The sequence below is a fragment of the Exiguobacterium alkaliphilum 12/1 genome (assembly GCF_000714435.1).
Taxonomy (GTDB): Bacteria; Bacillota; Bacilli; order Exiguobacteriales; family Exiguobacteriaceae; genus Exiguobacterium; species Exiguobacterium alkaliphilum.
In genome coordinates, this window is the sequence record NZ_JJMW01000015.1 from 96,608 (window position 1) to 122,150 (window position 25,543).

Consider the following 25,543-nt stretch of genomic DNA (forward strand, 5'->3'; position numbering starts at 1 on the left):
GTGATAGGAGTTTGACAATAATCAAAAAAGAGAGGAGGGGTCAGATGCTTCATTTGAATGTCCAATCGGCGTATAGTCTGATGCAGAGCACGGTTCGGTTGGAAGCCTATGTGGCACAGATGGCCGAACGTGGTAGCCGTGCCGTGGCGCTCGCCGACGAAGCATATTACGGCGTCCCTCAATTTTTTCGGCTGTGTGCGCGTTATAACGTCAAACCGGTCATCGGTTTGCGTACGGTGCTACGGGTCGGCGGGCTGGACGTGGCGGTGCTCGCGTACGCTGTCGAGGCGAGCCACATCGAACAGTTGTACCGGTACGTTGGGGGAGGGGCAATCACCGAAGCGACGGAACTCGCCATCGTCGTCTTACCTGATAATTGGAAGACGAGCGATCCGATGCATCGTCGTCGCCTCTTCCATCAATTGCTCAATCACGTAAAAGAGGACCGACTATGGCTCGGTCTGCCTGCACCGCAGACGACAGAGCACGTCCTCGTGTTGAAGCAGCTGCGGGCAATGCGTGAGGAACTCGGTGTCCGGCTCATCCCCGCTCCGGAGACGCGGTATATGCGCCAGGACGACTTTGAGGCGTATCGCGCTTTGGTAGCGATCGGGGAAGGGGACGTCATCTCGGAAGAGGACATCCATCACCGAGGGCGCCATGTGCGTCTGCCTAGCGAGATGAACGATTGGTTCGATGCAGACGAGCTCGCCGAATTGGAGCGTTTCGAGGCAGGCGTCGAGCCGATTCAGTTGCCGGAAGCGGCTGCTGCCATCCCTGAATTGTCGGAAGCCTATCCACGATTGAAGCGGCTCGTCGCCGAACGGCTAAAGCAGAAGGGGTTGCTCCGTGAACCGTATCTCGAGCGGGCGCGCTATGAACTCGAGGTCATCGAACGGACCGGCTTCGCCTCGTACTTCCTCATCGTCGAGGACATCGTTCGTTTCGCCAAGGGTGAAGCGATTGAAGTCGGGCCGGGGCGCGGATCTGCGGCCGGTTCGCTCGTTAGTTTCGCCCTCGACATCACCGAGGTCGACCCGGTTCAGTTTGACTTGCTGTTCGAGCGTTTCTTGAACCCGGAACGTGTATCGATGCCTGATATCGATTTGGACTTCGAAGACGAGCGCCGTGAGGAAGTCGTCCGCTACGTGCTCGAGAAGTACGGGGCACATCATGCCGCCCAGATTGGGACGCTTGCCACGTTCGGGGCGAAAGCGGCACTCCGCGACGTCGCCCGTGCCCTCGGCATGACGCTCGAAGAAGGGCAGGCGGCCAGCAAACAAGTGCGCGATGACGGTCTTCAAGGCGTGCGGTCTAATCCGACGAAGATGAAATGGTTCGCCGGCAGTAAGAAGCGGTCCCAGTTATTGAAGATCGCCTCGGAGCTCGAGGGATTGCCCCGCCAAGCCTCCATCCATGCCGCCGGACTCGTCCTCAGCCGGGAGGCGTTAGAGAACGTCACGCCGCTCCAACCGACGGATGGCGAACAAGTGACGCAATATAATATGAAGGATCTCGAGGCGCTCGGTCTTTTGAAAATTGATTTACTCGGCTTGCGGAACTTGACCCGGCTCCGGCAGATGGAGACGCTCATCCGTGAGTCCGACGCGATGTTCTCGTTGAAGACGATCCCGCTCAACGATGCGAAGACGCTTCGTCTGTTGGCCCGTGGTGACACGGATGGCATTTTCCAATTCGAGTCGGATGGGATGAAACAGGCGCTCCGTCAAGTGAAGCCTTCCGCATTCGAAGATATCGTCGTCACGATGTCGCTCTATCGTCCGGGACCGATGCAGTTTATCGAGACGTACGCGAAGCGCAAGCACGGCATGCCCTATCAGCCGGTCCACCAGGTCGTCGGTGAACTGATGACGACGACGCACGGCGTCCTCGTCTATCAGGAGCAAGTGATGCGTCTATTGCGTGAACTGGCCGGTTACTCGTACGCCGAGGCGGATTTGGTACGACGGGCCATCGCCAAAAAAGATGTCGCGACGATCGAAGTCGAGAAGGCGCGTTTTCTCGAGCGGTCTGCCGCTTCTTACGGAGAGGACTCGATGCGTCAAGTGTTCTCGTGGATCGAGAAGTTTGCCGGCTACGGATTCAACCGTTCGCACGCGGTCGCATACAGCCTGATCAGCTACCGGCTCGCCTATGTGAAAGCCCATTTTCAACGGGTGTTTTATGTCACGACCTATGACAAGACGAGTCAACTCGTACGGATGTTGCGAAAAGATAAAATCCCAATCTATCCGCCTGACGTGTTACACGGACAAGCCGGCCCGTTCCTTGAAGGTCCGGGCGTGCGACTCGGGCTCAAGGCGATCCTAGGCTTGACGAAGCGGGACGTCGAGCGTTTAATAGCGCATCATGAAACGTTTAAGGATGTAGGACAGTTGCGAGAGTTGATGGAGTGGGGCGCAAAAGACGAGTTGAAGCTGCGGCGATTGCTCGGTGCCGGTGCGCTCGATCGCCTCTATCACGGTGAGCGTAGACAAGCGTTCCTCGCCGTGACGCGTCTACGCGAACAAGCGGATACCCATCTCTTGCCGGATGAACTGTCCGCGCTCGGTTTGAAACGGACAGAGCCGGTCGAACCGAACTGGTCGGAAGAAGAGCGGGAGGCGCTCGGGACGTGGATCGTCCATTCACCATTAATGACAGTCGCACCGCTCAATGTGACGACCGTGACGCTCGATGAAGTATCAGTGGGGGAAAGGGGATTTGTCGTCGTATACGTCGATGCGATTCGCACGTTCAAAACGAAGAAGCATGAGGACATGGGTGTGATGATGGTCGACGACGGCGTCACCCAAGACGAAGTCGTCATCTTCCCGCGCGTGTTCCAAGCGTTCGGCCGATCGCTCTATAGCGGCAACGTCCTATTGCTCGAAGTCCATTCGAATGAGCGGGACGGCCGCCGCCAATGGATCGTCGAACGCGTGCGGCCATTGCACGGGCAGGCGTTGTTCGTCCGTCTTCGGCGCGAGACGTTCGCGGAGCTCGAAGAGTTGCTACATGCGTCACCGGGCGATGTGCCGGTCGTCTGTCGCTTTTCGGACTCGAAAGAAGTGAAGCAGCTCGCTTCCGCGTATTCGGTCAATCCGACGGAATCGTTGATGCAGGCGTTGAAGAAACGGTTCGGTGAGACGGAAGTCGTCTTGAAACGAGTGGACTCGAAAATGGCTGGTACGAAAACTAGTACCAAGTCATAAAAAGTGGTATAATCTGATTAATTGGTCTGACCACTTTAGAGAGAATGCCATGTTAAATAAGGGAGTTGAACGGTCAGATGCATGGAAAACACGCATCCTCATTTCACGAAAACATTTCGAAAATACGTTCGTTAATCGTTCAGGCGTCATTGAAACCGGGAGATCGTCTCCCGTCAGAGCGCGAACTCGCCGAGACGTTGTCGATTAGCCGGTCCTCGGTCCGAGAAGCGTTGCGCGCCCTCAGTTTTTTAGGGATCGTCGAGACGCGGCACGGTGGCGGCACGTTCTTGTGTGAGCAAGATCGACATCGCTACATCGAGATTTTGTCTGAGTTTATCGTGACGAAGCAGACGAAAGCGACCGACATTGTCGAGATGCTCCGTTTGCTCGAACGATTGGCGTTCTCAGAAGTCGAACCGACGAGAGAGCGCGTGCAGGCGCTCGAAGCGGTCTTGACCTCGGACCGCTTGTTCCGTCAACAGCTCATCTTCAGTTTGAAGAACGAGTTGTTCATCCGCATTTGGAGCGAGGTCAACCGCTTTTATGATGGGACGGAGACAGGTGACTTATATAGCTTAGACGAACGAACTGAACTGTTTGAAATGTGGCGTAAAGTGGGGATGCCGGAATGAACGAGGGGGAAGCGATGACTGCTTTTTTCAAGAAACCAAAACGATACATGCCGTTGCGCCAACGAGAACCAAAGATTGATGCGCCGCAAGGGTTGATGACAAAATGTCCAGCTTGTAAATATATGCATTACACGAAACAGTTGAACGAACATCATAAAGTATGCGACTGTGGGTATCATTTCCCGCTCAGTGCCGATGAACGCATCGCGATGCTCGTCGACAGCGGCTCGTTTGAACAGTTTGCAGGACCGAATGTGTTGCGAAATCCGCTCGACTTTCCTGAATATGAAGAAAAGTTGGCGAAAGACAAAGAGCGGACCGGAATCGAAGAAGCCATCGTCTGCGGACGGGCAACGATATCTGGTCAACCGTTCGTCGTCTGCGTCATGGACGCACGCTTCCGGATGGGTTCGATGGGCGCCTACGTCGGGGAAGCGATCGCTTCAGCCGTAAGAAGAGCGACCGCCGAACGCTTGCCGGTCGTCTTGTTCACCGCTTCTGGCGGCGCGCGTATGCAAGAAGGGATGGTCAGCCTCATGCAGATGGCGAACACGTCAATCGCATTGAAGCAACATGATGAGGCCGGCCTTCTTTATATCGCTTACTTAACGCATCCGACGACGGGCGGGGTCTCCGCGAGCTTCGCGATGCTCGGCGATTTGAACGTAGCCGAGCCGGGCGCGCTCATCGGGTTCGCCGGTCGCCGGATTATCGAACAGACGATTCGTGAAAAGCTTCCGGAAAACTTCCAAACCGCTGAGTTTTTATTAGAGGCGGGTCAGCTTGACGCCGTCGTTCATCGTGAACAGATGCGTACGTTTTTACACAACATGATCACGTTACATGGTGGAGGTGTGAACCGTGTTTGATCCAATCAAAGAAGTGAACGAACAACTTTATAAACTTCGCGAGACGGCCGAGACGAAAGGGATTGATTTGTCTCGTGAGATTCGCCATCTCGAAGCGAAGTTACACCGATTAGAAAAAGACATTTATGGGAATATGAAACCGTGGGATCGCGTCCAGTTGGCTCGGAACCCGAAACGGCCGACGACGCTCGATTACATCAATCAACTGTTCCCAGATTTCATTGAACTTCACGGTGACCGGCACGGATATGACGATGCGGCCATCGTCGCAGGGATTGCGACGCTCGACGGTGCACCGGTCACGATTATCGGACACCAACGCGGGCGGAACACGAAAGAGAACATGGCGCGGAATTTCGGGATGCCCCATCCGGAAGGGTATCGAAAAGCATTGCGCTTCATGAAACAAGCGGAGAAGTTCAATCGCCCGATCATCACGTTCATCGATACGAAAGGGGCGTATCCGGGTAGAGCCGCCGAAGAACGCGGACAAAGTGAAGCGATTGCGCGCAACTTGTTCGAGATGGCGACGCTCAAGACGCCAATCGTCTCGGTCGTCATCGGGGAGGGCGGATCTGGCGGTGCGCTCGGCATCGGTGTTTGCGACCGTCTGCTCATGCTCGAGAACAGCACGTACTCCGTCATTTCGCCGGAAGGGGCGGCCGCATTGCTCTGGAAGGATGCGAAACTTGCGGAACGTGCTGCTGAGACGATGAAGATTACAGCACAAGACTTGTATGGATTGGGGATCGTCGATGAAGTCGTCACGGAAGTGTTCGGAGGCGCGCATATGGATGTGTCATTACAGTCTTCACTTCTGAAGCCTGTATTAACACAACACATCAAAGACTTAGGACAACAGAGCCGAGACGAGCTGTTAAGCGGTCGTGCCGCCAAATATCATCAAATTGGCACAATTGGCTCGTGAAAACGGTAACAACCGCATAGCCAAACCGTTCAATCGTTCACCGGTTGACCGTTTCCGAACGTACCCCATGTTTTTTTTTCACATACTTGTGTTGTAAAACAAAGGTCAGACATGGTATTTTATTTTCAGATTTCGTTAAAACACATAAGAGGTGAGTGACGTGAATTTAAAACGTATTGCGGTATTGACAAGTGGGGGAGACGCCCCTGGAATGAACGCTGCAGTCCGTGCCGTGACCCGAAAAGCAATTTTCGAAGGTCTAGAAGTGTACGGTGTGTATAACGGCTATCAAGGTCTAATCGAAGGAGATCTCGTCGAATTGAACCTCGGTTCGGTCGGCGATATCATTCAACGCGGAGGAACATTCTTACGTTCGGCCCGTTGCCCTGAGTTTAGAACGGAAGAGGGTCGTGCGAAAGCGGTCGAGCAGTTGAAGAAATTCGACATCGACGCGCTCGTAGTAATTGGTGGAGACGGTTCATACCGTGGCGCCCAAAAGTTGACGGAACTCGGTTTCCCGACGATTGGACTTCCAGGTACGATCGACAATGACATCCCAGGAACGGACGCGACAATCGGTTTCGATACGGCGCTCAACACGGCGCTCGACGCAATCGACAAGATTCGCGACACGGCATCATCCCATGAACGGACGTATGTCATTGAAGTGATGGGCCGTGACGCAGGTGATATCGCACTTTATGCCGGTCTTGCCGGTGGTGCCGAGTCAATCCTCGTCCCAGAACGTCCAGAAGACTTGAGTGCGATCGTGGAACGCATCAACCATGGTGTGGCTCGCGGTAAGAAACACTCGATCGTCGTCGTCGCTGAAGGCGCCGGCAGTGCGGAAGAGATCGGAAAAATGATCGCTGAGAAGACAAACTCAGAGACACGCGTGACGATTCTTGGACACATTCAACGTGGCGGTTCCCCAACTGCTGCGGACCGCGTGCTTGCGAGCCGCATGGGTGCTTACGCCGTCGAAATCTTGCTCGAAGGCAAGGCAGGACGTGTCGTCGGCATTCGTGCCGGTAAGTTGATGGATCTCGATATCGACGAAGCGCTCGATCACAACAAGCACACGCTCGATATGCAGTTGATCGATCTTTCGAACCAACTTTCGATTTAACGAGTACCAGTGAACTCCACAGAGACGGGATCAGGTCGGTTGACCCCCCGTTTTCTGTGTGTAAATGTAATACATCCCCTAGGAGGTTTTTATTTATGCGTAGAACGAAAATTGTATGTACGATTGGACCAGCTTCAGAGAAACGTCTTCCGGAAATGATTGAAGCCGGTATGAACGTCGCCCGTCTCAACTTCTCACACGGTGACTATGAAGAGCACGGCGCACGTATCCGCGACATCCGCGAAGCAGCAAAAGCTGCCGGCAAAGTCGTGACGGTTCTTCTTGACACGAAAGGTCCTGAAATCCGTACACATACGTTTGAAGACGGAAAAGCACTCCTCGAAAAAGGAAAAGAAGTCATCATCGTCTCGACAGAAGAAATCGTCGGAACGAAAGATCGTTTCTCGGTCACGTACGAAGGTCTCTACGAAGACGTTGAAGTCGGGTCACGCATCATGCTCGATGACGGACTCATCGGTCTCCTTGTCGTTGAGAAGCTCCCGAACCGTGATCTTCGCTGCGTCATCGAAAACGAAGGCGTTATCAAGACGAAGAAAGGTGTCAACTTGCCTAACGTCAAGGTAAACCTTCCTGCCCTTACAGACAAAGACATCGCCGACATCGAGTTCGGGATTTCACAAGACATCGATGTCATCGCGGCATCGTTCGTCCGCCGTGCGTCTGACGTCGTTGAGATTCGTCAACTTCTTGAACGCAACAACGCGTCACACATCAAAATCTATCCGAAAATCGAGAACCAAGAAGGTGTCGACAATATCGACGAAATCTTGGCGATTTCTGACGGTTTGATGGTCGCTCGTGGAGATCTCGGTATCGAGATCCCGACGGAAGAAGTGACACCCGTCCAAAAAGAATTGATCAAGAAATGTAACGACCTCGGGAAACCAGTCATCACGGCTACACAGATGCTCGACTCAATGCAACGCAACCCACGCCCGACACGTGCGGAAGCGTCGGACGTTGCCAACGCCATCCTTGATGGGACAGATGCAGTCATGCTCTCTGGTGAGACGGCTGCCGGGGACTACCCAATCGAGTCAGTTCAAATGCAAGCAGCGATCGCTGTTCGCACGGAACAAATGCTCGACTACAAAAACTTGCTCAAAGATCGCCAGAAGCGCAGCGAGCACACGGTGACGGATGCAATCTCACAAGCGGTTGCCTACACGGCAATCAACTTGAACGCGAAAGCAATCTTGACGCCGACACAATCAGGTTACACGGCTGCCCGTACAGCGAAGTATCGTCCAGAGGCGAACATTATCGCGGTGACGGAATCAGAGCGCGTGGCACGTCAATTGAACCTCGTTTGGGGCGTATACCCGATCGTCGCCGACACGATGCCGAACAACACGGATGAGATGTTGGTACAGGCTTCTGAGGCAGCACGTCACGCTGGATTTGTCACAGATGGCGACCTCGTCGTGATCTCAGCAGGAATCCCGGCTGCGACTGCTGGAACGACGAACATGATGAAAGTTCACATCGTCGGTCACGCCCTCGCGAACGGACGCGGCATCGGTGAGCGCGGTCTCGTCGGCGAAGTCGTGGTTGCGAACAATGCGGAAGAAGCGAACGCGAAAGCGAAAGAGGGTATGATCCTCGTCGCACCGTTCACAGATAAAGAAATGATGCCAGCGATCGAGAAAGCGGCTGGAATCATCACGGAAGACGGCGGATTGACGAGCCATGCCGGCATCGTCGGACCATCGCTTCGTAAACCAGTCATCGTCGGTGTCGAGTCTGCGACATCAACGCTCCGTGATGGTCAGATGATTTCGATCGACCCACTCACTGGTAAAATCTACAACGCGTAATCGAATGCCAATCGAACCGACCTTAGCGATGAGGTCGGTTCTTTTTCCATTCAGAAAGAAGGAGTCATATGAGTGCGTATCTATTCTTATTGTTGCTCGTCTTAATTGGGATCGTCTCGCATAACCAATCGGTCATCATCGCCAGCAGCGTCTTGTTGATTATCAAGGCGGTCGGGTTCGGTGATCAACTGTTCCCGACGCTCGCCTCGAAAGGGATCCATTGGGGCGTGACAATCATCACCATCGCCGTCCTCGTTCCGATTGCAACGGGAGACATAGGTTTTCGTGAATTGTGGAATAGTATTAAAGGGCCGGTCGGGGTCATCGCGTTCGCTTCCGGGATCTTCGTCGCCGTCGCTGCTGGCCAGGGCGTTCAACTCATGCGCGTCGACCCGGTCGTGACGACGGCGCTCCTTGCCGGAACGATTTTAGCGGTCGGTTTTATGAAAGGTGTACCGGTCGGGCCGCTCGTCGGGGCAGGGATCGCCGCCCTCATTTTAGGCGGCTATCAACTGCTTGAGAAATGGTTTTGACAAATTTTGACGACTGGATACGCTTACATTTCTTTTTTTCAGTAAATTGTTTATACTGAATGGAGGACAGGACGGGTTGGCGTCGAAACACGATCGTGGGGAAAGCGTTCGGCGGCCGTTCTTATTCCCTACACATAGACTGGTTTCATACGGTCGACCACTTTTAAAGACTGAGGGGGAGTTATGGATGTCAACAACAAAAGGGTTAGAAGGGATTGTGGCAGCAGCCTCGAAAGTAAGTTCGATTATCGATGGACAATTGACTTACGGAGGGTACACAATTGATGATTTGGCGGACCACGCCACGTTTGAAGAAGTCGTCTTCTTGTTATGGAACGATCGTCTTCCTAAAGCGGACGAATTAAATACACTTTCAGCAGCACTCGTGAAGGAGGCGAAGTTACCGGAAGACGTCATCGCGACGCTCGAGCGGGCACCGAAATCGGCGAACGCGATGGCGACGATTCGCACAGCGCTCTCGCAACTCGCTCTTTATGACGACGAGTCAGAAGATATGAGTGACGAGGCGAACATGCGTAAAGCGATTCGGCTTCAAGCGCAAATCGCGACGATCGTGACGGCGTTCGCACGACTTCGTAAAGGGGAGCAACCCGTCGCGCCGAAGCAAGGCTTGTCGTATGCGGCCAACTTCCTCTACATGTTGAACGGAGAAGAGCCGAGTGAAGTCGCTGAGAAGACGATCGACAAAGCGCTCATCTTGCACGCCGACCATGAATTGAACGCATCGACGTTCACGGCCCGCGTCTGTGTCGCGACACTCTCGGATATGTATTCGGGCGTGACGGCGGCGATGGGTGCATTGAAAGGCCCGCTCCACGGCGGTGCCAACGAGGCGGTCATGAAGATGTTGCATGAAATCGGATCGGTCGATAAAGTCGAGGATTACGTTCGCGGCAAGTTCGAGCGTCGTGAGAAAATCATGGGCTTCGGTCACCGCGTCTACAAGGACGGCGACCCACGGGCGAAACACTTGAAAGAGATGAGCCGTCAATTGACAGCCCAAATCGGTGAGCCGGAATGGTACGAAATGTCGGAGAAAATCGACCACCTCGTCGAGACGGAAAAAGGCTTGAAGCCGAACGTCGATTTCTATTCGGCATCCACATACTATGCGCTCGGTCTTGACGAAGAGTTGTTCACGCCGATTTTCGCCGTGTCACGGATGTCTGGGTGGATCGCCCACATCCTCGAGCAATACGCAGACAACCGTCTCATCCGTCCACGTGCGGAATATGTCGGCGAAGCGCATCGTTCTTACGTGCCGGTCAACGAGCGCTAAGGCGAACGAAAAAGATCGAGTCACAATTTAGACATAAACTTTGGTAAACTAACAAGTGACGTAGGTCGGCGCAAGCGTCGGCCTACAGTAATGTACTTAGGGGGATTCATATGTTGACACAAGGTCAGAAAATTACTGTAGAAAACGGTGCGCTCAACGTACCAAACGTACCAACGATTCCATTCATCATCGGGGACGGCACAGGTCCTGATATTTGGAACGCAGCAGTTCGCGTCTTTGATGCAGCTGTCGAGAAGGCATATGGCGGCGAGAAGAAAATCGAATGGATGGAAGTGTACGCTGGGGAGAAGGCGTTCAACCAAAAAGGTGAATGGCTCCCGAACGAGACGCTTGATGAAATCCGTGAATATTTGATTGCCATCAAAGGTCCATTGACGACGCCGGTCGGCGGCGGGATTCGCTCACTCAACGTCGCACTCCGTCAAGAACTCGACTTGTACACATGCTTGCGCCCGGTCCGTTACTTCACAGGCGTTCCTTCACCGGTCAAACGCCCAGAGGATACAGACATGGTCATCTTCCGCGAGAACACAGAAGACATCTACGCAGGGATCGAGTACGCATCAGGCAGCGACGAAGTGAAGAAGTTGATTACTTTCTTGAAAGAAGAGATGAACGTCAACAAGATCCGTTTCCCAGAAACATCTGGTATCGGCATCAAGCCGGTATCGTCTGAAGGAACGAAACGCCTTGTTCGTGCCGCGCTCGAGTACGCGATTGCGAACAACCGTAAATCGCTCACGCTCGTCCATAAAGGCAACATCATGAAGTTCACAGAAGGCGCCTTCAAAAACTGGGGCTACGAGCTCGCTGAGGAAGAATACGGCGACAAAGTCTTCACATGGGCACAGTATGACCGCATCAAAGAAGAGTCAGGCGAAGCGGCTGCAAACGATGCACAAGCTAAAGCCGAGGCAGAAGGTAAAATCATCGTAAAAGATTCGATTGCCGACATCTTCTTGCAACAGATTTTGACACGTCCGCGTGAGTTCGATGTCGTCGCGACGATGAACTTGAACGGTGACTACATCTCGGACGCACTCGCTGCCCAAGTCGGCGGAATCGGGATCGCACCTGGAGCGAACATCAACTACGTGACAGGCCACGCCATTTTCGAAGCGACACACGGGACGGCACCGAAGTATGCCGGCCTCGACAAGGTCAACCCGTCATCGGTCATCTTGTCTGGAGAAATGATGCTCCGTCATATGAACTGGAACGAAGCGGCTGACCTCATCATCAACTCGATGGAGAAAACGATCGCTTCAAAAGTCGTCACGTACGATTTTGCCCGTCTCATGGACGGCGCGACAGAAGTGAAGTGTTCAGAGTTTGCGGATGAATTGATCAAAAACATGTAAGACATCAGCCAAACCAAGGGGGAGAGCACAATGATTCGTCGCAATAAGATCTCGGTGATCGGTAGCGGATTCACAGGCGCCACGACGGCACTGTATTTGGCTCAAAAAGAACTCGGTAACGTCGTCCTGCTCGATATGAAAGACAACGAAAACCCGACGAAAGGAAAGGCGCTCGATATGCAAGAGACGGCGCCGATTCAAGGGTTTGACTCGTGGATCACCGGGACGTCAGACTATGCGGACACGGCCGGGTCAGATATCGTCGTCATCACGGCAGGCATCGCGCGCAAGCCAGGCATGAGTCGGGACGACCTCGTCTCGACGAACGCCAACGTGATGCGAGCGGTCACGAAAGAAGTGGCACGATATTCACCAGATGCGATTTTGATCGTCTTGACGAACCCGGTCGACGCGATGACGTATGCCGCGTTCAAAGAGTCGGGCTTCCCGAAAGAACGTGTCATCGGACAATCGGGTGTCCTCGATACGGCAAGATTCCGGACGTTCGTCGCCGAGGCGTTGAACGTCTCGGTGAAAGACGTCTCCGGCTTCGTGCTCGGTGGGCACGGGGATGACATGGTCCCGCTCATCCGCTATTCGTATGCAGGGGGCATCCCGCTCGAGAAACTGTTGTCGCATGACCAAATCGAAGCGATTGTGAATCGGACTCGAAAAGGTGGCGGAGAAATTGTCCAGCTCCTTGGGAACGGGTCGGCCTACTATGCGCCGGCTGCCGCCATCGTCGAGATGGTCGAAGCGATTTTAAAAGACCAGCGTCGAATCTTGCCGGCCATCGCGTATCTCGACGGCGAATACGGTTTCCACGACCTCTACCTTGGTGTCCCGACGATTCTTGGCGCGAACGGGATTGAGCGTGTGCTCGAACTTGAGTTGACGGAAGACGAGACGGCTGCGCTTCAGCGTTCAGCCGACTCCGTCCGGTCTGTCTTGAACGTCCTTACATGACGAGGAAGTCCTGTCCACAATCGTGGGCAGGACTTTTTTGTGGAGATGAAACGGATTGGACCGTGCTACACTTGGGATAGAACGTGGATTTGTTTTGTTTTTGTAAAGATTTGCTTTGAAGTTGGTGTCGGGCGCGATTGCTTTGTAAAATGGAACATGAAGAAGACATTAGAGGAGGAACACGTGTGGCCGATAAAGTGATTGTTGTCGATGATGAAGTGTCGATTGCGACGTTGTTGAAATTTAACTTGGAGCAAGCAGGATTTGAAGTGGAGACTGCCCATGACGGGAAGACCGGTCTTGAGCTTGCGGAGAGACAAGACGCGGTACTCATCGTGCTCGATTTGATGTTGCCGGAGATGGACGGGCTCGAGGTATGCAAGCGACTGCGTCAACAAAAAGTAAATACTCCAATCTTGATGCTGACAGCAAAGGATGATGAGTTTGATAAAGTGCTCGGTCTCGAGCTCGGGGCGGACGATTATTTGACGAAACCGTTCAGCCCACGAGAAGTCGTCGCCCGCGTGAAAGCGATTCTTCGACGTTCGGCCCCGGCCGAGGTCGCCGCGGTCGATGAGGATGTCATCGAGATTGGTGACGTGAAGATCGTCACATCGAATTACGAGGTGTTCAAAAAAGGGGAACGTCTCGAACTGACCCCGAAAGAGTTCGAACTCCTCGCTTATTTGGCGAAGAACAAAGGGCGTGTCTTGACGCGAGATCAACTCTTGTCTGCGATTTGGAATTACGACTTTGTCGGGGACACGCGAATCGTCGATGTGCACATCAGCCACTTGCGCGAAAAGATTGAGCCGGTGACGAAGAAACCGTCGTATATTAAGACGATTCGTGGACTCGGCTATAAGATGGAAGAGCCGATGTCCGAATGAAGACGTATCGCTCGCGCTTTTTAACGACGCTCATCCTGCTTGTCACGGGTGTGTTGCTCACGCTCGGGATCGTGCTCGGTCAGCTGTTCAAAGATTTCTACTTGGACTCGGAGCGCGACCGTTTGAAAGAAGATACGAAACTCGCCGCCCTATATCTCGATGGCGGGGAGTTGAACGAGATTCAAGATTATGTGGGCCAAATCGATGACGAGAGCAGTTTCGATATCTTACTGCTCAATCGAAACATGCAAGTCATCGCGGGTACCCCGTTCCGTGTCGGGTCGTTCGAATATCGCGTTGACCCGGAGACGATCTCGAGTGACGGGGAGTTCGGGAACGCCACACGTGACGACTTGATTCAGTTCACGAAACCGATCACGTTGTCGTCGGAGGAAACGGTGTACCTCAGCTTCATCCGTTACGTCTCGGATTTAGAGAGTGTATACAACCGCATTTGGATGACGATCGCTTTTGCCTTGTTCTTTTCATTCTTCATCATCTTGTTCGTGCTCCACAATTTGACGAACCAATTCATTCGGCCAATCGATGAGGCGACGATCGTCTTGCGCGAACTCGCCGATGGGAACTATCGGGCCCGCGTCTATGAGTTGCGAAACGATGCCGAGACGGGGAGTCTGGCCGGATCGATTAACGTCCTCGCGCGGAACCTCGAAACGATTTCACTCGGAGAGGCGGTCCAGCGGGCACGGCTCGAATCGCTCATCGAATATATGGGGGCCGGTCTTTTACTCGTCGACGAACGCGGCATCGTCACACTCGTGAACCGGTCGTATCGGGACATGTTCCAATACGATGAGTTGATGATTGGCCAGTTTTATCACGGGATTTTACCGAGTCCGGACGTCGAGACGTTAATCGAAGACGTCTATTTGACCGAAGAACCGCATCGGCGTCAATTGTCGATTCGGACCGGATTCAATCAACGGACGTATATGGTATCGGCGGCGCCGATCTTCAGCGATACGGGGATGCTCCGTGGCACGACTCTCTTGTTCAACGATATTAGTGAACTGAAGCGGCTCGAGAAGATGCGCAAAGACTTCGTCGCCAACGTCAGTCACGAGTTGAAGACGCCGCTCACGTCGATTCGTGGCTTCAGTGAGACGCTCCTCGACGGGGCGAAAGAAGTGCCGGAGCTGCGAGACCAGTTCCTCGATATCATTCAAAAAGAAGCGACTCGGATGCAGATGCTCGTCGAAGATTTACTCGAATTGTCGCGGCTCGAACGGGAAGATTTTCATTTGGAGTTCACGCCAGTGCAGTTGAATCAACTTGTAGAAGAAGTAAGTCTCGTCTTGAGCCAGAAGGCTGAGCGGAAATCGATTCAACTCGAGACGCGGCACGACGGGGAAGTGATGCTCCAAGCCGACATGAACCGCATCAAGCAGGTGATTTTAAACCTCGTCGCGAACGCGATCAACTATTCACCGGAAGGCAGCCGGGTCGAAATCGCTGTCGAACGAAATGACGCGATAGGAAGGTTGATCGTCAAAGACAATGGCATTGGTATCGCCGAGAAAGAGATAAGCCGCATCTTTGAGCGGTTCTATCGCGTCGATAAGGCGCGGAGTCGGAACTCCGGTGGGACGGGACTCGGACTCGCTATCGTCAAGCACATCGTCGACCTCCATCATGCGACGATTCAAGTCGATAGCGTGGAAGGGGAAGGGACGACGTTCACGATTGAATTCCCCTTGCCTTAACAAGGAGTTCACGTTCTGTTCATACCGTCTTAACAAAGACTTGCTATTCTATAGACGAGACCTCTTCATCATCTCGTGTCGTGTCCGGTGCTCATCTCCACACGGGCGCGAAGGAGACCCTTTTCTAGTCACTAGAAAAGGGTCTTTTTTTTCGAACGCATGTGCCCGTATGATATGATGGAGTCAGAAGCGAATGGAGGTTACTAGAATGAATAAATTGCTGCTCCTTGATGGGAATTCTCTGACGTACCGTGCATTTTTCGCGCTGCCTCCGATGACGGATGCATCGGGCCGGAACACGAATGCGGTGTACGGGTTCACGATGATGCTATTGAAATTGATGGAAGATGAGCGACCGACGCATTTCGCTGTCGCGTTCGATGCCTCGAAGAAGACGTTCCGCCACGATACATATGCGGACTATAAAGGGGGACGCGAGAAGACGCCGGGTGAGCTACGTGAACAGTTCCCGATCGTCCGCGAGATTTGTGAGGCGTTTGGCATCCAAGTGCTCGAGCTCGACAACTATGAGGCTGACGATATTATCGGGACGCTCTCGAAGCGAGACGAGTTCGACAACGTGACGATTGTGACGGGGGATAAAGACTTGTTACAACTGATTGATGACCGCGTCACCGTCTACTTGACGAAGCGGGGCATCACCGATGTCGAGACGATGGATGAAACGGCCTTTAAAGAGCGCTATGACGGTCTGAACCCGCGCCAGATGATCGATTTAAAAGGACTCATGGGCGATAAGTCGGATAACATTCCTGGTATCCCGGGTGTCGGAGAGAAGACGGCGCTGAAGCTATTGAACGCCTACGGATCGGTCGAAGGGTTGTATGCCCACACGGCTGAACTAAAAGGGAAACAAAAAGAGAAGGTAGAGGCGAACGAGCATGAAGCGAAGCTGTCGAAACAGCTCGCCACGATCCATACGGACGTACCGATTGAGGTCGACGTCGACCAGCTGGCGTTCCACCCGTATGACGTCTCGAAAGTGAAACCACTTTTCATGAGCCTGCAATTCAAATCGCTAATCGGCAAGCTTCAAACGGATGAAGATGCAGTCGAACCTGCCCCGAGGCAGGAGGTGACGCACATCGAGCTCGACGCCCAGGACTTGTCGCGTGCCGTGTTGTTCCTCGAGCAACTGCGTGAAGATTATTTCGAAGAACCGATGATCGGTGTCGCCATCGCCTCGAGTGCGGGCGTGACGGTCGGTGACGCCTCGCTCCTTAAGACCGATATCGTTAAAGAATGGCTGGCGGATGAAGCGCGCAGGACGATCTGTCTCGATGCGAAACAGACGATCATCCAGCTGAAACGAAACGGGCTCACGCTTGTCGGGTACGAGGACTTGCTCGTGGCCGGTTATTTGCTCAACTTGTCAGGTGGGACGACGCTCGATTCGATTGCGGCCCACTTCGAACACACGTTACCGGAAGACGATGCCGTCTACGGCAAAGGGGCGAAGCGCCACATCCCGGAACGTGACGTGCTCGAGCAACATCTCGCCGAGAAAGCGATGGCGATCTTGTCGCTCTTCGACCATGTCGCCGCGGCGCTCGTCGAGAACGAACAGACGTCGCTCTATGAAGACTTAGAACGTCCGCTCGTCTCGGTCCTCGCCGAAATGGAATGGGCCGGTATTCACATCGATGTGGCGACGTTGCAGGCGATGGAGCAAGATTTAGGTGGCCGGATCGAACAACTTGAGTCAGAGATTCACCATCTTGCCGGCGAAGCGTTCAATATTAACTCGCCGAAACAACTCGGCGTCATCTTATTTGAGAAGTTGGCGCTCCCGCCGGTCAAGAAGACGAAGACCGGCTATTCGACGGCGGCGGACGTGCTCGAGAAGCTGGCACCGCTCCATCCGATTATCGAACACATCATGCATTACCGAGAGCTCGGAAAACTCCAATCGACCTATGTCGAAGGGTTGCAAAAAGTCGTGAAGGAAGACGGGAAGATTCATACCCGTTACACGCAGACGCTGACGCAAACCGGGCGTCTCTCTTCGGTCAACCCGAACTTACAGAACATCCCGATTCGACTCGAGGAGGGACGCCGGATTCGTAAGGCGTTCACAGCAAGCGAACCGGGCTGGGTACTGTACGCTGTCGACTATTCACAAATCGAGTTACGGATCATGTCGCACATGTCCCAAGACGAGAAGATGCTCGATGCGTTCTTGCATGACGAAGACATCCATACCTCGACGGCAGCGAACGTTTTCAAAGTCGCCAAAGAGGATGTGACGTCACTCATGCGCCGCCAAGCGAAGGCGGTCAACTTCGGCATCATCTATGGCATCAGTGATTATGGATTGTCACAAAACCTTGGGATTAGTCGAAAAGAAGCGCAAACGTTCATCGACACGTATTTCGAACAGTTCCCGGGCGTGAAACGATTCATGGACGAGGCGATTGAACGGGCACGTGAACACGGATACGTCGAGACGATGCTGAAGCGTCGTCGCAACATCCCAGACATCCATTCACGCAATTTCAATCTGCGTGGGTTCGCGGAGCGGACAGCCATCAACACCCCGATTCAAGGGACAGCGGCTGATATCATCAAGAAAGCGATGATTGACGTCGATCAGGCGCTTCGAACCTCGACACTCCAGTCGAAGTTATTGTTACAAGTGCACGATGAACTCATCTTTGAAGGACCGAAAGAAGAGACCGAGGCGCTCGAGAAGCTCGTCAAACAGGCGATGGAGCACACGATTCAACTCGATGTACCGCTTCGCGCCGACGGCTCGTTCGGCGAGACGTGGTTTGATACAAAATAAAGACTAGAAAGGAACTTGTTATGCCTGAACTACCTGAAGTGGAGACGGTCTGTCGTCGATTACGGCCGTTCGTCTCCGGAAAAACGATTGAAGCCGTAGACGTGTTTGACGCAAAAATCATCCGTGGGCACGAGCCGGATCAGTTCGTCGAGCACTTGCTCGGTGAGACGATTCTAGACGTCGAGCGGCGTGGAAAGTTCATCTTATTCAAATTGACGAACGGATATCTCGTTTCGCACTTACGGATGGAAGGGAAATTCTTCCCGCATGACGAAAGAGTCAGTCCGGTCAAACATTCGCATGTCGTCTTCACGTTCACGGACGGGACGACGCTCCATTACAATGACGTCCGAAAGTTCGGGACGATGGAGTTGAAGACGAATGAGGAACTATTCGTCACACCCCCGCTGTCGCTTCTCGCGCTCGAGCCGTTCGATCCGGATGTCACGGCCGAAGCGTTACACAGACGGCTGAGCCGGATGAACGTCCGCGCCATCAAGACGGCGCTACTTGACCAATCCATTTTTGTCGGACTCGGTAACATCTATGTCGATGAGACGCTGTTTCGGGCCGGTGTCCATCCGACCCGACCGGCAGCGAGCTTGTCATATGCTGAAGTTGAGACGGTCCGGCAAGAGGCGATTGCCGTCTTGACCGAGGCGATTGAGCGAGGGGGGAGCACGATTCGGAGCTACACGAATCCAGACGGGGCGACCGGCACGTTCCAAGAGACACTTTACGTCTACGGACAGACCGGCAACCCGTGCCAGAAGTGCGGCCGGTCGATTGAGAAGATGAAACTAGGCGGACGGGGTACGCATTACTGTCCGCACTGCCAACAGTAAGAGGTGGAGAAGATGTTGAAGATTGGTTTGACAGGCGGAATCGCGACCGGGAAGTCGACCGTCTCACGCCTGTTTCGACAACGTGGCATCCCGATTATCGATGCCGATCAAATTGCCCGTAAGGTCATCGAGCCGAATGGAAAAGCGTTCGCCGCAGTCCGTGAAGCGTTCCCGGCGTGTTTCGACGGGGATCGATTGAATCGACCGGCGCTCGGGCGCGAGATTTTTCATGACGATGCGAAACGTCAACTCCTCAATCAACTCATGCACCCCGCCATCCGGGAAGAGATGGTCGAAGAGATGAAAGGGTACGCAGAGTCGGGCGAGACGGTCGTCATCTTCGACATCCCGCTCTTGTTCGAAGGGACGATGCGCGATCTTGTCGACTACACGGTCGTCGTCTATTGCCGGGAAGAGATTCAATTGATGCGGCTCATGGAACGGAACGGCTTGACGAAAGAGGAAGCACTCGCCCGGATTCATGCCCAAATCCCGATTGAAGAGAAAAAACATCAAGCAGACTACTTGATTAACAATAACGGGGCGCTCGGTGAACTGCCGCCTCAAGTCGATCGGCTCGTCAATCAGTTTCGGGACACGAAAAAAGAAGGCGTCTGACGCCTTCTTTCGTGAAGACGCATCCTCATTCAAGGGGTGCGTCTTTTAATTGAGCGGGTCGGATTCGGGTCTACCTTTTCGCCACGTGTCATAGATGGCGCGACCGTCGCTCGGGTGACCGTTGGAATAGTAAATCGGGTAAAGCGAGAAGAAGATATAGTAGAACGAGAAGTATGCGAACTGATACGTATAAATGGTCGGTTCGATTTCCCGTGCCAAGATGAATCCGTTCACGATTAAGATGCTCGCCAAGTTGAAAAGCGATCCGCCGGCATAGACGAGGCTCCTCGTCAGACGATTGCTCACTTTTAAATCGGTGAATTGACACCACGCATCATAAAAGTAGACGCGATTGAACTGCAATCGGCCGACTTTGAATAATTTTTTCCCCGTACCAATCTCCATGTCGAGTGATCCACCGAACAGTTTCGCGAAAAAGAAATGACCGAATTGATGAATCAATGTCACGATCGGCAAGATGATGAAAAATGAAATGACGAATTTATCGATGTCGCCCCAACCAAACATAAAACATTGCTCCTTTCCAAGCTCTAGAACGAATTTCCCTCTTTTATAAAACTCAAACTGTAAAAAAGTGAAAGAAATGTGACGATTGATAGTGAAAACGCTTCCAATTATCCGTTATAATGGTGTCGTAACGCAGAAAAAAGGGGGAACTAGAATGGGGACGAAAGTGGCGATCAATGGATTTGGACGAATCGGGAGAATGGTGTTCCGGAAATTGATGCTTGAGGGCCGGCATGAGGTCGTGGCCATCAATGCGAGTTATCCAGCCGAGACGCTGGCGCATTTGATTAAACATGACACGGTCCACGGACCGTTCGGGTTGACGGTTCGAGCGCATGGGGATGCGCTTATCGTCGACGGGAAGCGAATCGAACTCGTGGCCGAGCGAGACCCGGAGAAGTTGCCGTGGCGCGAGCTCGACATTGAAATCGTCGTTGAAGCGACTGGGAAGTTCAATTCAGACATCGGTGCGTCGAAACATTTGACGGCCGGAGCGAAGAAAGTGATTTTGACGGCGCCTGGTAAAGGCGACGTGCGGACGATCGTGATGGGGGTCAATGATCGGGAGTACACACCGGAGCACGACCACATCATCTCGAACGCCTCGTGTACGACGAACTGTCTCGGACCGGTCGTCAAAGTGCTCGACTCGACGTTCGGGATCGAGACCGGTCTCGTGACGACGGTGCATGCGTACACGAACGACCAAAACAACATCGACAACCCGCATAAAGACTTACGTCGGGCCCGTGCTTGTGGTACTTCGATTATACCGACTTCGACAGGGGCCGCGAAAGCGATTGGCCTCGTACTGCCAGAGCTTCAAGGTAAGTTGAACGGGATGGCGCTCCGGGTGCCGACCCCGAACGTCTCACTCGTCGACCTCGTCGTCGAATTGCGCCGGGACGTGACGGTCGATGAAGTGAACGAAGCGTTCGAGCGTGCGGCCCATGGGGAGATGACGGGCATTCTCGGTGTATCGACCGAACCGCTCGTCTCAATCGATTTCAATGGCGATGAGCGCTCGTCCATCATCGATGCGGATTCGACGATGGTGATTGGAGGGAACCATGTCAAAGTACTCGCGTGGTATGACAACGAATGGGGCTATTCATGCCGTGTCGTCGACTTGTTGGACATGGTCGCGAGCTACCTTCAAATCGGGCAACAAGAAACCCACGCCTAAAAAAATATATTTAACGAAAAATATTTTTAAAGAAATGAAACAAATGTCTTGTAACGACGTCCCAAACACGATACACTCTAACTCGTGAACTTCAATTGGTCTGACAAACGCAACTTAAAGGGTTAGGACCTCTCTGGACTAACTTGCCCCCGTGGTTGTGGGCGATTCAGGCACAAAGTGAGTGATCATCAACTACTTTGAGACCATTGATGTAAAGGGGGATCCACTAATATGGATACTATGGGACGTCACATTATTACAGAACTTTGGGAGTGCAATCCCGACAAATTGAACGATATCGACTACATCGAGCGCTTGTTCGTCGATGCAGCACTTCGCTCGGGCGCTGAAGTCCGTGAAGTTGCTTTCCACAAATTCGCGCCGCACGGTGTGAGTGGAGTCGTGATCATCTCAGAATCGCACTTGACGATTCACAGCTTCCCGGAGCATGGCTACGCATCAGTCGATGTGTTCACATGTGGGGACCGCATCGATCCGGCTACAGCGTCGCAGTATATCGCTGAAGGTTTGGACGCGAAAGTGCGTGAAGACGTCAAACTTGATCGTGGAATGGGACCAATCCGTGTTCCTGAAGCGCAAGTGGCAATCAGCAAATAATCAGATTGACCTTTTGAGGCTGGCCGATTTTCGGTCAGCCCTTTTAATTGTTTTGTTAACGCCTTAATTTTGATATGCTTAACGTATATAAATGAGTTGTTGAGGTGGAAAATGGGAGTATTCGATAAGTTTCAAACACATATCCAGACAGATGATTCGCATAAACAGGAAGCGTTGCGCACCCGTTACTATGCCGCGTCTCCGAACGCCGTCATGAAGTGGCTCGAGGAAACAATCAAGGCAGAAGGGCAGACGGTTCGCCGTGTCGATGCAGACCGAGGCGAACTCGCGTTTCAAGGTGACGGATGGGACGCACTCGCGACTGTCATTCAAGTCGACGGGGGACGGACAGCGGTCGACTTCACGTTGAACCGGGATAGCCGCTTCGGTCCAGACCTTCGTCAAATCGTGGTGACGTATTATGAGGCGTTACAACAAAAATTCCCGCTCCGAGCCATCGGAAACAAAACTGTTGAATGATAAGGAGGCTTGAGCATGCGTTGTCCTAAATGTGATCATAACGGAACGAGGGTGCTCGACTCCCGTCCAGTTCAGGATTTTTATTCAATTCGCCGTCGCCGCGAGTGTGAGCAGTGCGGCTATCGGTTCACAACGTTCGAGACGGTTGAACAAACGCCGCTCATCATCGTCAAGAAAGATGGGAATCGAGAAGAGTTCAGTCGCGAGAAAGTGCTTCGCGGGATCATTCGCGCCTGTGAGAAACGTCCGGTCACGCTCGAACAGCTTGAAGGTGTCGTCACGAAAGTCGAACAACAGTTACGTGCGCTCGGCCAGTCCGAGATTCCGAGTGAACAAGTCGGCGAACTCGTCATGAACGAACTCGCCCGCGTCGACGAAGTGGCGTACGTCCGCTTCGCCTCGGTGTATCGCCAATTCAAAGATATTTCCGTGTTCTTTAAAGAACTAGAAGATTTAATGAAGCAAGAAAAATCGACCAACTAAGGGCGGCCTTCTGGTCGCCTTTTTTCAGGGGAGAATCACTATGGAAAAAGAACGGACCATCTTTGGGACCGATGAACTGCTCATCATGAGCACGGGGCTCGTCGATCGCGAGTCCTATCAATCGCTCTATCATCTGTATCAACCGGTCATCGGGGTAAAAGCGCTCGCGCTCTATCAGACGCTTTGGAGTGAACTGAAACCTGGGAAAATGAAATCGAATTATATGTCACACAGCGCCTTATGTGAAATGCTCGAGTATTCGATTAGCGAGCTGACGGACAGCCTGTTCCGGCTCGAAGCGATTGGACTCGTGCGAACGTATAAGACGAAAGACGCGCGCGTCACGCAGTACGTGTATCAGTTGCGGGTCCCGCTCGCGCCGCACACGTTCTTGAACGACGGCCTGTTGTCGAGTTTTCTCTTCTATAAGGTAGGCGAGGTCCGCTTCAAACAGTTGCAAGGTCGATTCACGATCGACCCGCTTCCAGCCGGCATCGTCGAAGTGACGAAAGATTTTAACGAGGTGTTCGACGTCAAAGGCGTCAACCATATGGCGTTCACGCAAAAAAACTATGAGAAACCGGACCGTGCGAAAATCGAGATCAACTATACGTTCGATATGGACATCGTCAAAAAGTTGACGAACTTCCCGGTCGGCTTTTTCACGAAAAAGTTGGATGAGACCATCACGAAACTCGCCTACGTCTCTCAAATCGATGAAGAGTTGATGGCCGAAATGTTGAAAGAGTATTTCGTCCATGAAGCGTACTTGCCGCTCAGCGAACAAGAGAAGCGAGACGGCTGTCGCCAGATGGTGCTCCAGCTGAAGAAGAAGCAGACAAGGCATCGAAAAGCGAAGGCGAACGAGTTGACGAAGACCGAACTCGGGGACTTGGACGATCCGAACGTGATGGAGACGGCGCATCCTCATCAATACGTCTCGACGCTTCGGAAGACGCCGCAATTATCGAAGAGCGACGAACAACTCATCATCGAGATGGTCGATACGCTCGGACTCGCCCCAGGCGTCATCAACGCACTGTTCTATTACTGCATCGAAGTGAAGAAGCAGACGCGGCTTAGTGAGAATTACGTGATGCGCATCGCCACGAGCTGGAAGACGGCCGGGTATGTGCATGCGAAAGATGCGCTCGACCAAGAAGCGACACAAGACGCGTTGATTGAGAAGAAACAACAGAAGCGCGAGAACGTGCAACGGACGACGGTCGGCTCACGCCGCAAGACGCCGCAGACGGAACTGCCGAAGTGGCTTGAAGAGGACGCGAAAGAGCAACGCTCGTACGACCAGAAACGAAAACAAGAGCTCGAGGCGTCGGTGCCAGATGACGCTGAACTCGTCAAGTTGCTCAATGAGTTGAAAGAGAAAGGATGAGGGACATGGAACGTATCAATCAGACGCTCGCCCAGATGATGAATCGGAAAGAAGTTCGGGAAGCGTACGAGTCGATTCGTCGGCGTACCCTCGACCATCCTGGCGTGATCGCCTTCTTAAAGGCACATCCGGAGCTAGATGAGGCGGCAATCGAGCTCGGCTTCACGAAACTGAGCGAGTATGCCGAACAGATGGACGGAAAGGTGCTCATCGAGGCGAACGCCGTCATTCCGGGCCATCAGCCCGTCCTCTATGTCGACCTCGGACAAGTCGCCATCCGTTACGAGGAAACGGTCAAACATCGTCAAGCGCGTCGGCAAAAAGAGATGGACCGAAAGTTCAAGAGCCTGTTCTTGCCGGAAGAAGTGCGTGAAGCGAGCTTTGAATCGTTCGATTGGTCGGATGACGCCCGTAAAATCGCACTCCGTGAGGCGATGCGGTTCGTCTCCGGGATGAAGACGAGACAGAAAGTGAACGGTCTGTATCTGCACGGCAGCTTCGGCGTCGGGAAGACGTATCTGCTCGCAGCCATCGCCAACGAGTTGAAAGTGGCCGACATCGAGACGATTCTCGTCCACGCACCTGGCTTCGTTTCGGAAGCGAAACGGAAAATCCGGACCGACTCGTTCGATTCGTTTTTGACGTCGTTCCAACACGTGCCCGTGCTGTTGATTGATGACATCGGGGCCGAGGCGATTAGCCCGTGGGTGCGCGACGAGCTGTTCGGCATCATCTTGCAGTACCGGATGATGCACCGGTTACCGACGCTATACAGTTCGAACTTCAGTGGCGAAGAGCTCGAGACCCATTTCTCGATTGACGGATCCCCGCAAAATAAGATGAAAGCGCAACGGCTCATGCAGCGCATCTCGACGACGACGACACAAATCGAGTTGAAAGGTGAAAATCGTCGCCGGTAAGGATTGTATTTCTCGAACGGGTTGACTATACTAATAGCATATAATGGATGCAATGACAGAGGACATGAGACGTCGTCACGGGTTTCAAAGCGAGGGAAGGTTGGTGAGAGCTTCCTAGACACGCCGAACGTTTTACTCCCTCCGAGCACCGCACGGGTCAATCGTGCGGCGAGTCACACTCGTTATCGTGTGTTCGAGCCAAGCGTCTGCTTGGGAACGAGGGTGGTACCACGAGAATCAAAGCTCGTCCCTTTCATAGG

22 protein-coding genes are annotated in these 25,543 nt (G+C 53.2%); 21 read left to right on the forward strand and 1 reads right to left on the reverse strand.

Annotation, left to right across the window (positions count from 1 at the left end):
• Positions 1-44: 44 nt before the first annotated feature.
• The 15 genes from dnaE (at position 45) to coaE (ending at position 19,675) form a co-directional block, all read left to right on the forward strand.
• Complete coding sequence (gene dnaE / locus RT52_RS01970) at positions 45-3,215, forward strand: DNA polymerase III subunit alpha (RefSeq protein WP_034814769.1); 3,171 nt, start codon at positions 45-47, stop codon at positions 3,213-3,215.
• Between the two features lie 77 nt (positions 3,216-3,292).
• Positions 3,293-3,847 (forward strand): FadR/GntR family transcriptional regulator, encoded by a 555-nt coding sequence (locus RT52_RS01975; protein WP_034814771.1) that lies wholly within the window; start codon positions 3,293-3,295, stop codon positions 3,845-3,847.
• Between the two features lie 14 nt (positions 3,848-3,861).
• Positions 3,862-4,716, forward strand: a complete 855-nt coding sequence (accD, locus tag RT52_RS01980) for an acetyl-CoA carboxylase, carboxyltransferase subunit beta (protein WP_034814881.1) — start codon at positions 3,862-3,864, stop codon at positions 4,714-4,716.
• A complete protein-coding gene (locus RT52_RS01985) occupies positions 4,709-5,644 on the forward strand; it encodes an acetyl-CoA carboxylase carboxyl transferase subunit alpha (RefSeq protein ID WP_034809302.1) in 936 nt (311 codons plus the stop codon). The genes accD and RT52_RS01985 overlap by 8 nt, the downstream gene beginning before the upstream one ends.
• A 160-nt stretch (positions 5,645-5,804) precedes the next feature.
• Positions 5,805-6,773: a 6-phosphofructokinase gene (pfkA, locus tag RT52_RS01990; protein WP_034814773.1), complete on the forward strand. Its 969-nt coding sequence runs from the start codon at positions 5,805-5,807 to the stop codon at positions 6,771-6,773.
• 95 nt (positions 6,774-6,868) lie between these two features.
• Complete coding sequence (gene pyk, locus RT52_RS01995) at positions 6,869-8,611, forward strand: pyruvate kinase (RefSeq protein ID WP_034814774.1); 1,743 nt, start codon at positions 6,869-6,871, stop codon at positions 8,609-8,611.
• A 68-nt stretch (positions 8,612-8,679) separates the two neighbouring features.
• Positions 8,680-9,144, forward strand: coding sequence for a DUF441 domain-containing protein (locus RT52_RS02000; protein WP_034814776.1), 465 nt, complete (start codon positions 8,680-8,682; stop codon positions 9,142-9,144).
• Positions 9,145-9,331: 187 nt separating this feature from the next.
• Complete coding sequence (gene citZ, locus RT52_RS02005) at positions 9,332-10,444, forward strand: citrate synthase (protein WP_034809309.1); 1,113 nt, start codon at positions 9,332-9,334, stop codon at positions 10,442-10,444.
• Between the two features lie 113 nt (positions 10,445-10,557).
• Positions 10,558-11,826 carry an NADP-dependent isocitrate dehydrogenase gene (gene icd / locus RT52_RS02010; RefSeq protein WP_156028763.1) on the forward strand — a complete coding sequence of 423 codons (1,269 nt, stop codon included), beginning with the start codon at positions 10,558-10,560 and terminating at the stop codon, positions 11,824-11,826.
• Between the two features lie 30 nt (positions 11,827-11,856).
• A complete protein-coding gene (mdh, locus tag RT52_RS02015; RefSeq protein WP_034814780.1) occupies positions 11,857-12,792 on the forward strand; it encodes a malate dehydrogenase in 936 nt (311 codons plus the stop codon).
• A 185-nt stretch (positions 12,793-12,977) separates the two neighbouring features.
• Entirely contained in the window at positions 12,978-13,682 is a 705-nt protein-coding gene (locus RT52_RS02020; protein ID WP_034814782.1) for a response regulator transcription factor, read from the forward strand.
• Positions 13,679-15,406 carry a two-component system histidine kinase PnpS gene (pnpS, locus tag RT52_RS02025; RefSeq protein WP_034814784.1) on the forward strand — a complete coding sequence of 576 codons (1,728 nt, stop codon included), beginning with the start codon at positions 13,679-13,681 and terminating at the stop codon, positions 15,404-15,406. The genes RT52_RS02020 and pnpS overlap by 4 nt, the downstream gene beginning before the upstream one ends.
• A gap of 208 nt (positions 15,407-15,614) precedes the next feature.
• Positions 15,615-18,212 carry a DNA polymerase I gene (gene polA, locus RT52_RS02030; protein ID WP_034814785.1) on the forward strand — a complete coding sequence of 866 codons (2,598 nt, stop codon included), beginning with the start codon at positions 15,615-15,617 and terminating at the stop codon, positions 18,210-18,212.
• 20 nt (positions 18,213-18,232) lie between these two features.
• On the forward strand, positions 18,233-19,057 hold the full coding sequence (mutM, locus tag RT52_RS02035; RefSeq protein ID WP_034814787.1) for a DNA-formamidopyrimidine glycosylase: 825 nt from the start codon (positions 18,233-18,235) through the stop codon (positions 19,055-19,057).
• A 12-nt stretch (positions 19,058-19,069) separates the two neighbouring features.
• Positions 19,070-19,675 (forward strand): dephospho-CoA kinase, encoded by a 606-nt coding sequence (gene coaE, locus RT52_RS02040; protein WP_034814789.1) that lies wholly within the window; start codon positions 19,070-19,072, stop codon positions 19,673-19,675.
• Positions 19,676-19,720: 45 nt separating this feature from the next.
• Here the strand turns inward: coaE and RT52_RS02045 are convergent, their stop codons facing one another.
• The gene (locus RT52_RS02045) at positions 19,721-20,203 is read right to left on the reverse strand and encodes a site-2 protease family protein (RefSeq protein ID WP_034814791.1); all 483 of its coding nucleotides are present in this window, start codon (positions 20,201-20,203) and stop codon (positions 19,721-19,723) included.
• 154 nt (positions 20,204-20,357) lie between these two features.
• Here RT52_RS02045 and RT52_RS02050 point away from each other — a divergent pair, with 154 nt between their 5' ends.
• From RT52_RS02050 to dnaI, 6 genes are all read left to right on the forward strand, one after another.
• Positions 20,358-21,389, forward strand: a complete 1,032-nt coding sequence (locus RT52_RS02050; RefSeq protein WP_034814793.1) for a glyceraldehyde-3-phosphate dehydrogenase — start codon at positions 20,358-20,360, stop codon at positions 21,387-21,389.
• A 231-nt stretch (positions 21,390-21,620) separates the two neighbouring features.
• Positions 21,621-22,007: an adenosylmethionine decarboxylase gene (gene speD / locus RT52_RS02055; RefSeq protein WP_024371390.1), complete on the forward strand. Its 387-nt coding sequence runs from the start codon at positions 21,621-21,623 to the stop codon at positions 22,005-22,007.
• A gap of 111 nt (positions 22,008-22,118) precedes the next feature.
• Positions 22,119-22,487, forward strand: a complete 369-nt coding sequence (locus RT52_RS02060) for a hypothetical protein (RefSeq protein ID WP_034814795.1) — start codon at positions 22,119-22,121, stop codon at positions 22,485-22,487.
• 15 nt (positions 22,488-22,502) lie between these two features.
• A complete protein-coding gene (gene nrdR / locus RT52_RS02065) occupies positions 22,503-22,970 on the forward strand; it encodes a transcriptional regulator NrdR (RefSeq protein ID WP_024371392.1) in 468 nt (155 codons plus the stop codon).
• 40 nt (positions 22,971-23,010) lie between these two features.
• A complete protein-coding gene (locus tag RT52_RS02070) occupies positions 23,011-24,363 on the forward strand; it encodes a DnaD domain protein (protein ID WP_034814796.1) in 1,353 nt (450 codons plus the stop codon).
• Between the two features lie 5 nt (positions 24,364-24,368).
• Positions 24,369-25,283 (forward strand): primosomal protein DnaI, encoded by a 915-nt coding sequence (gene dnaI, locus RT52_RS02075; RefSeq protein WP_034809344.1) that lies wholly within the window; start codon positions 24,369-24,371, stop codon positions 25,281-25,283.
• The last annotated feature ends 260 nt before the right edge of the window (positions 25,284-25,543 follow it).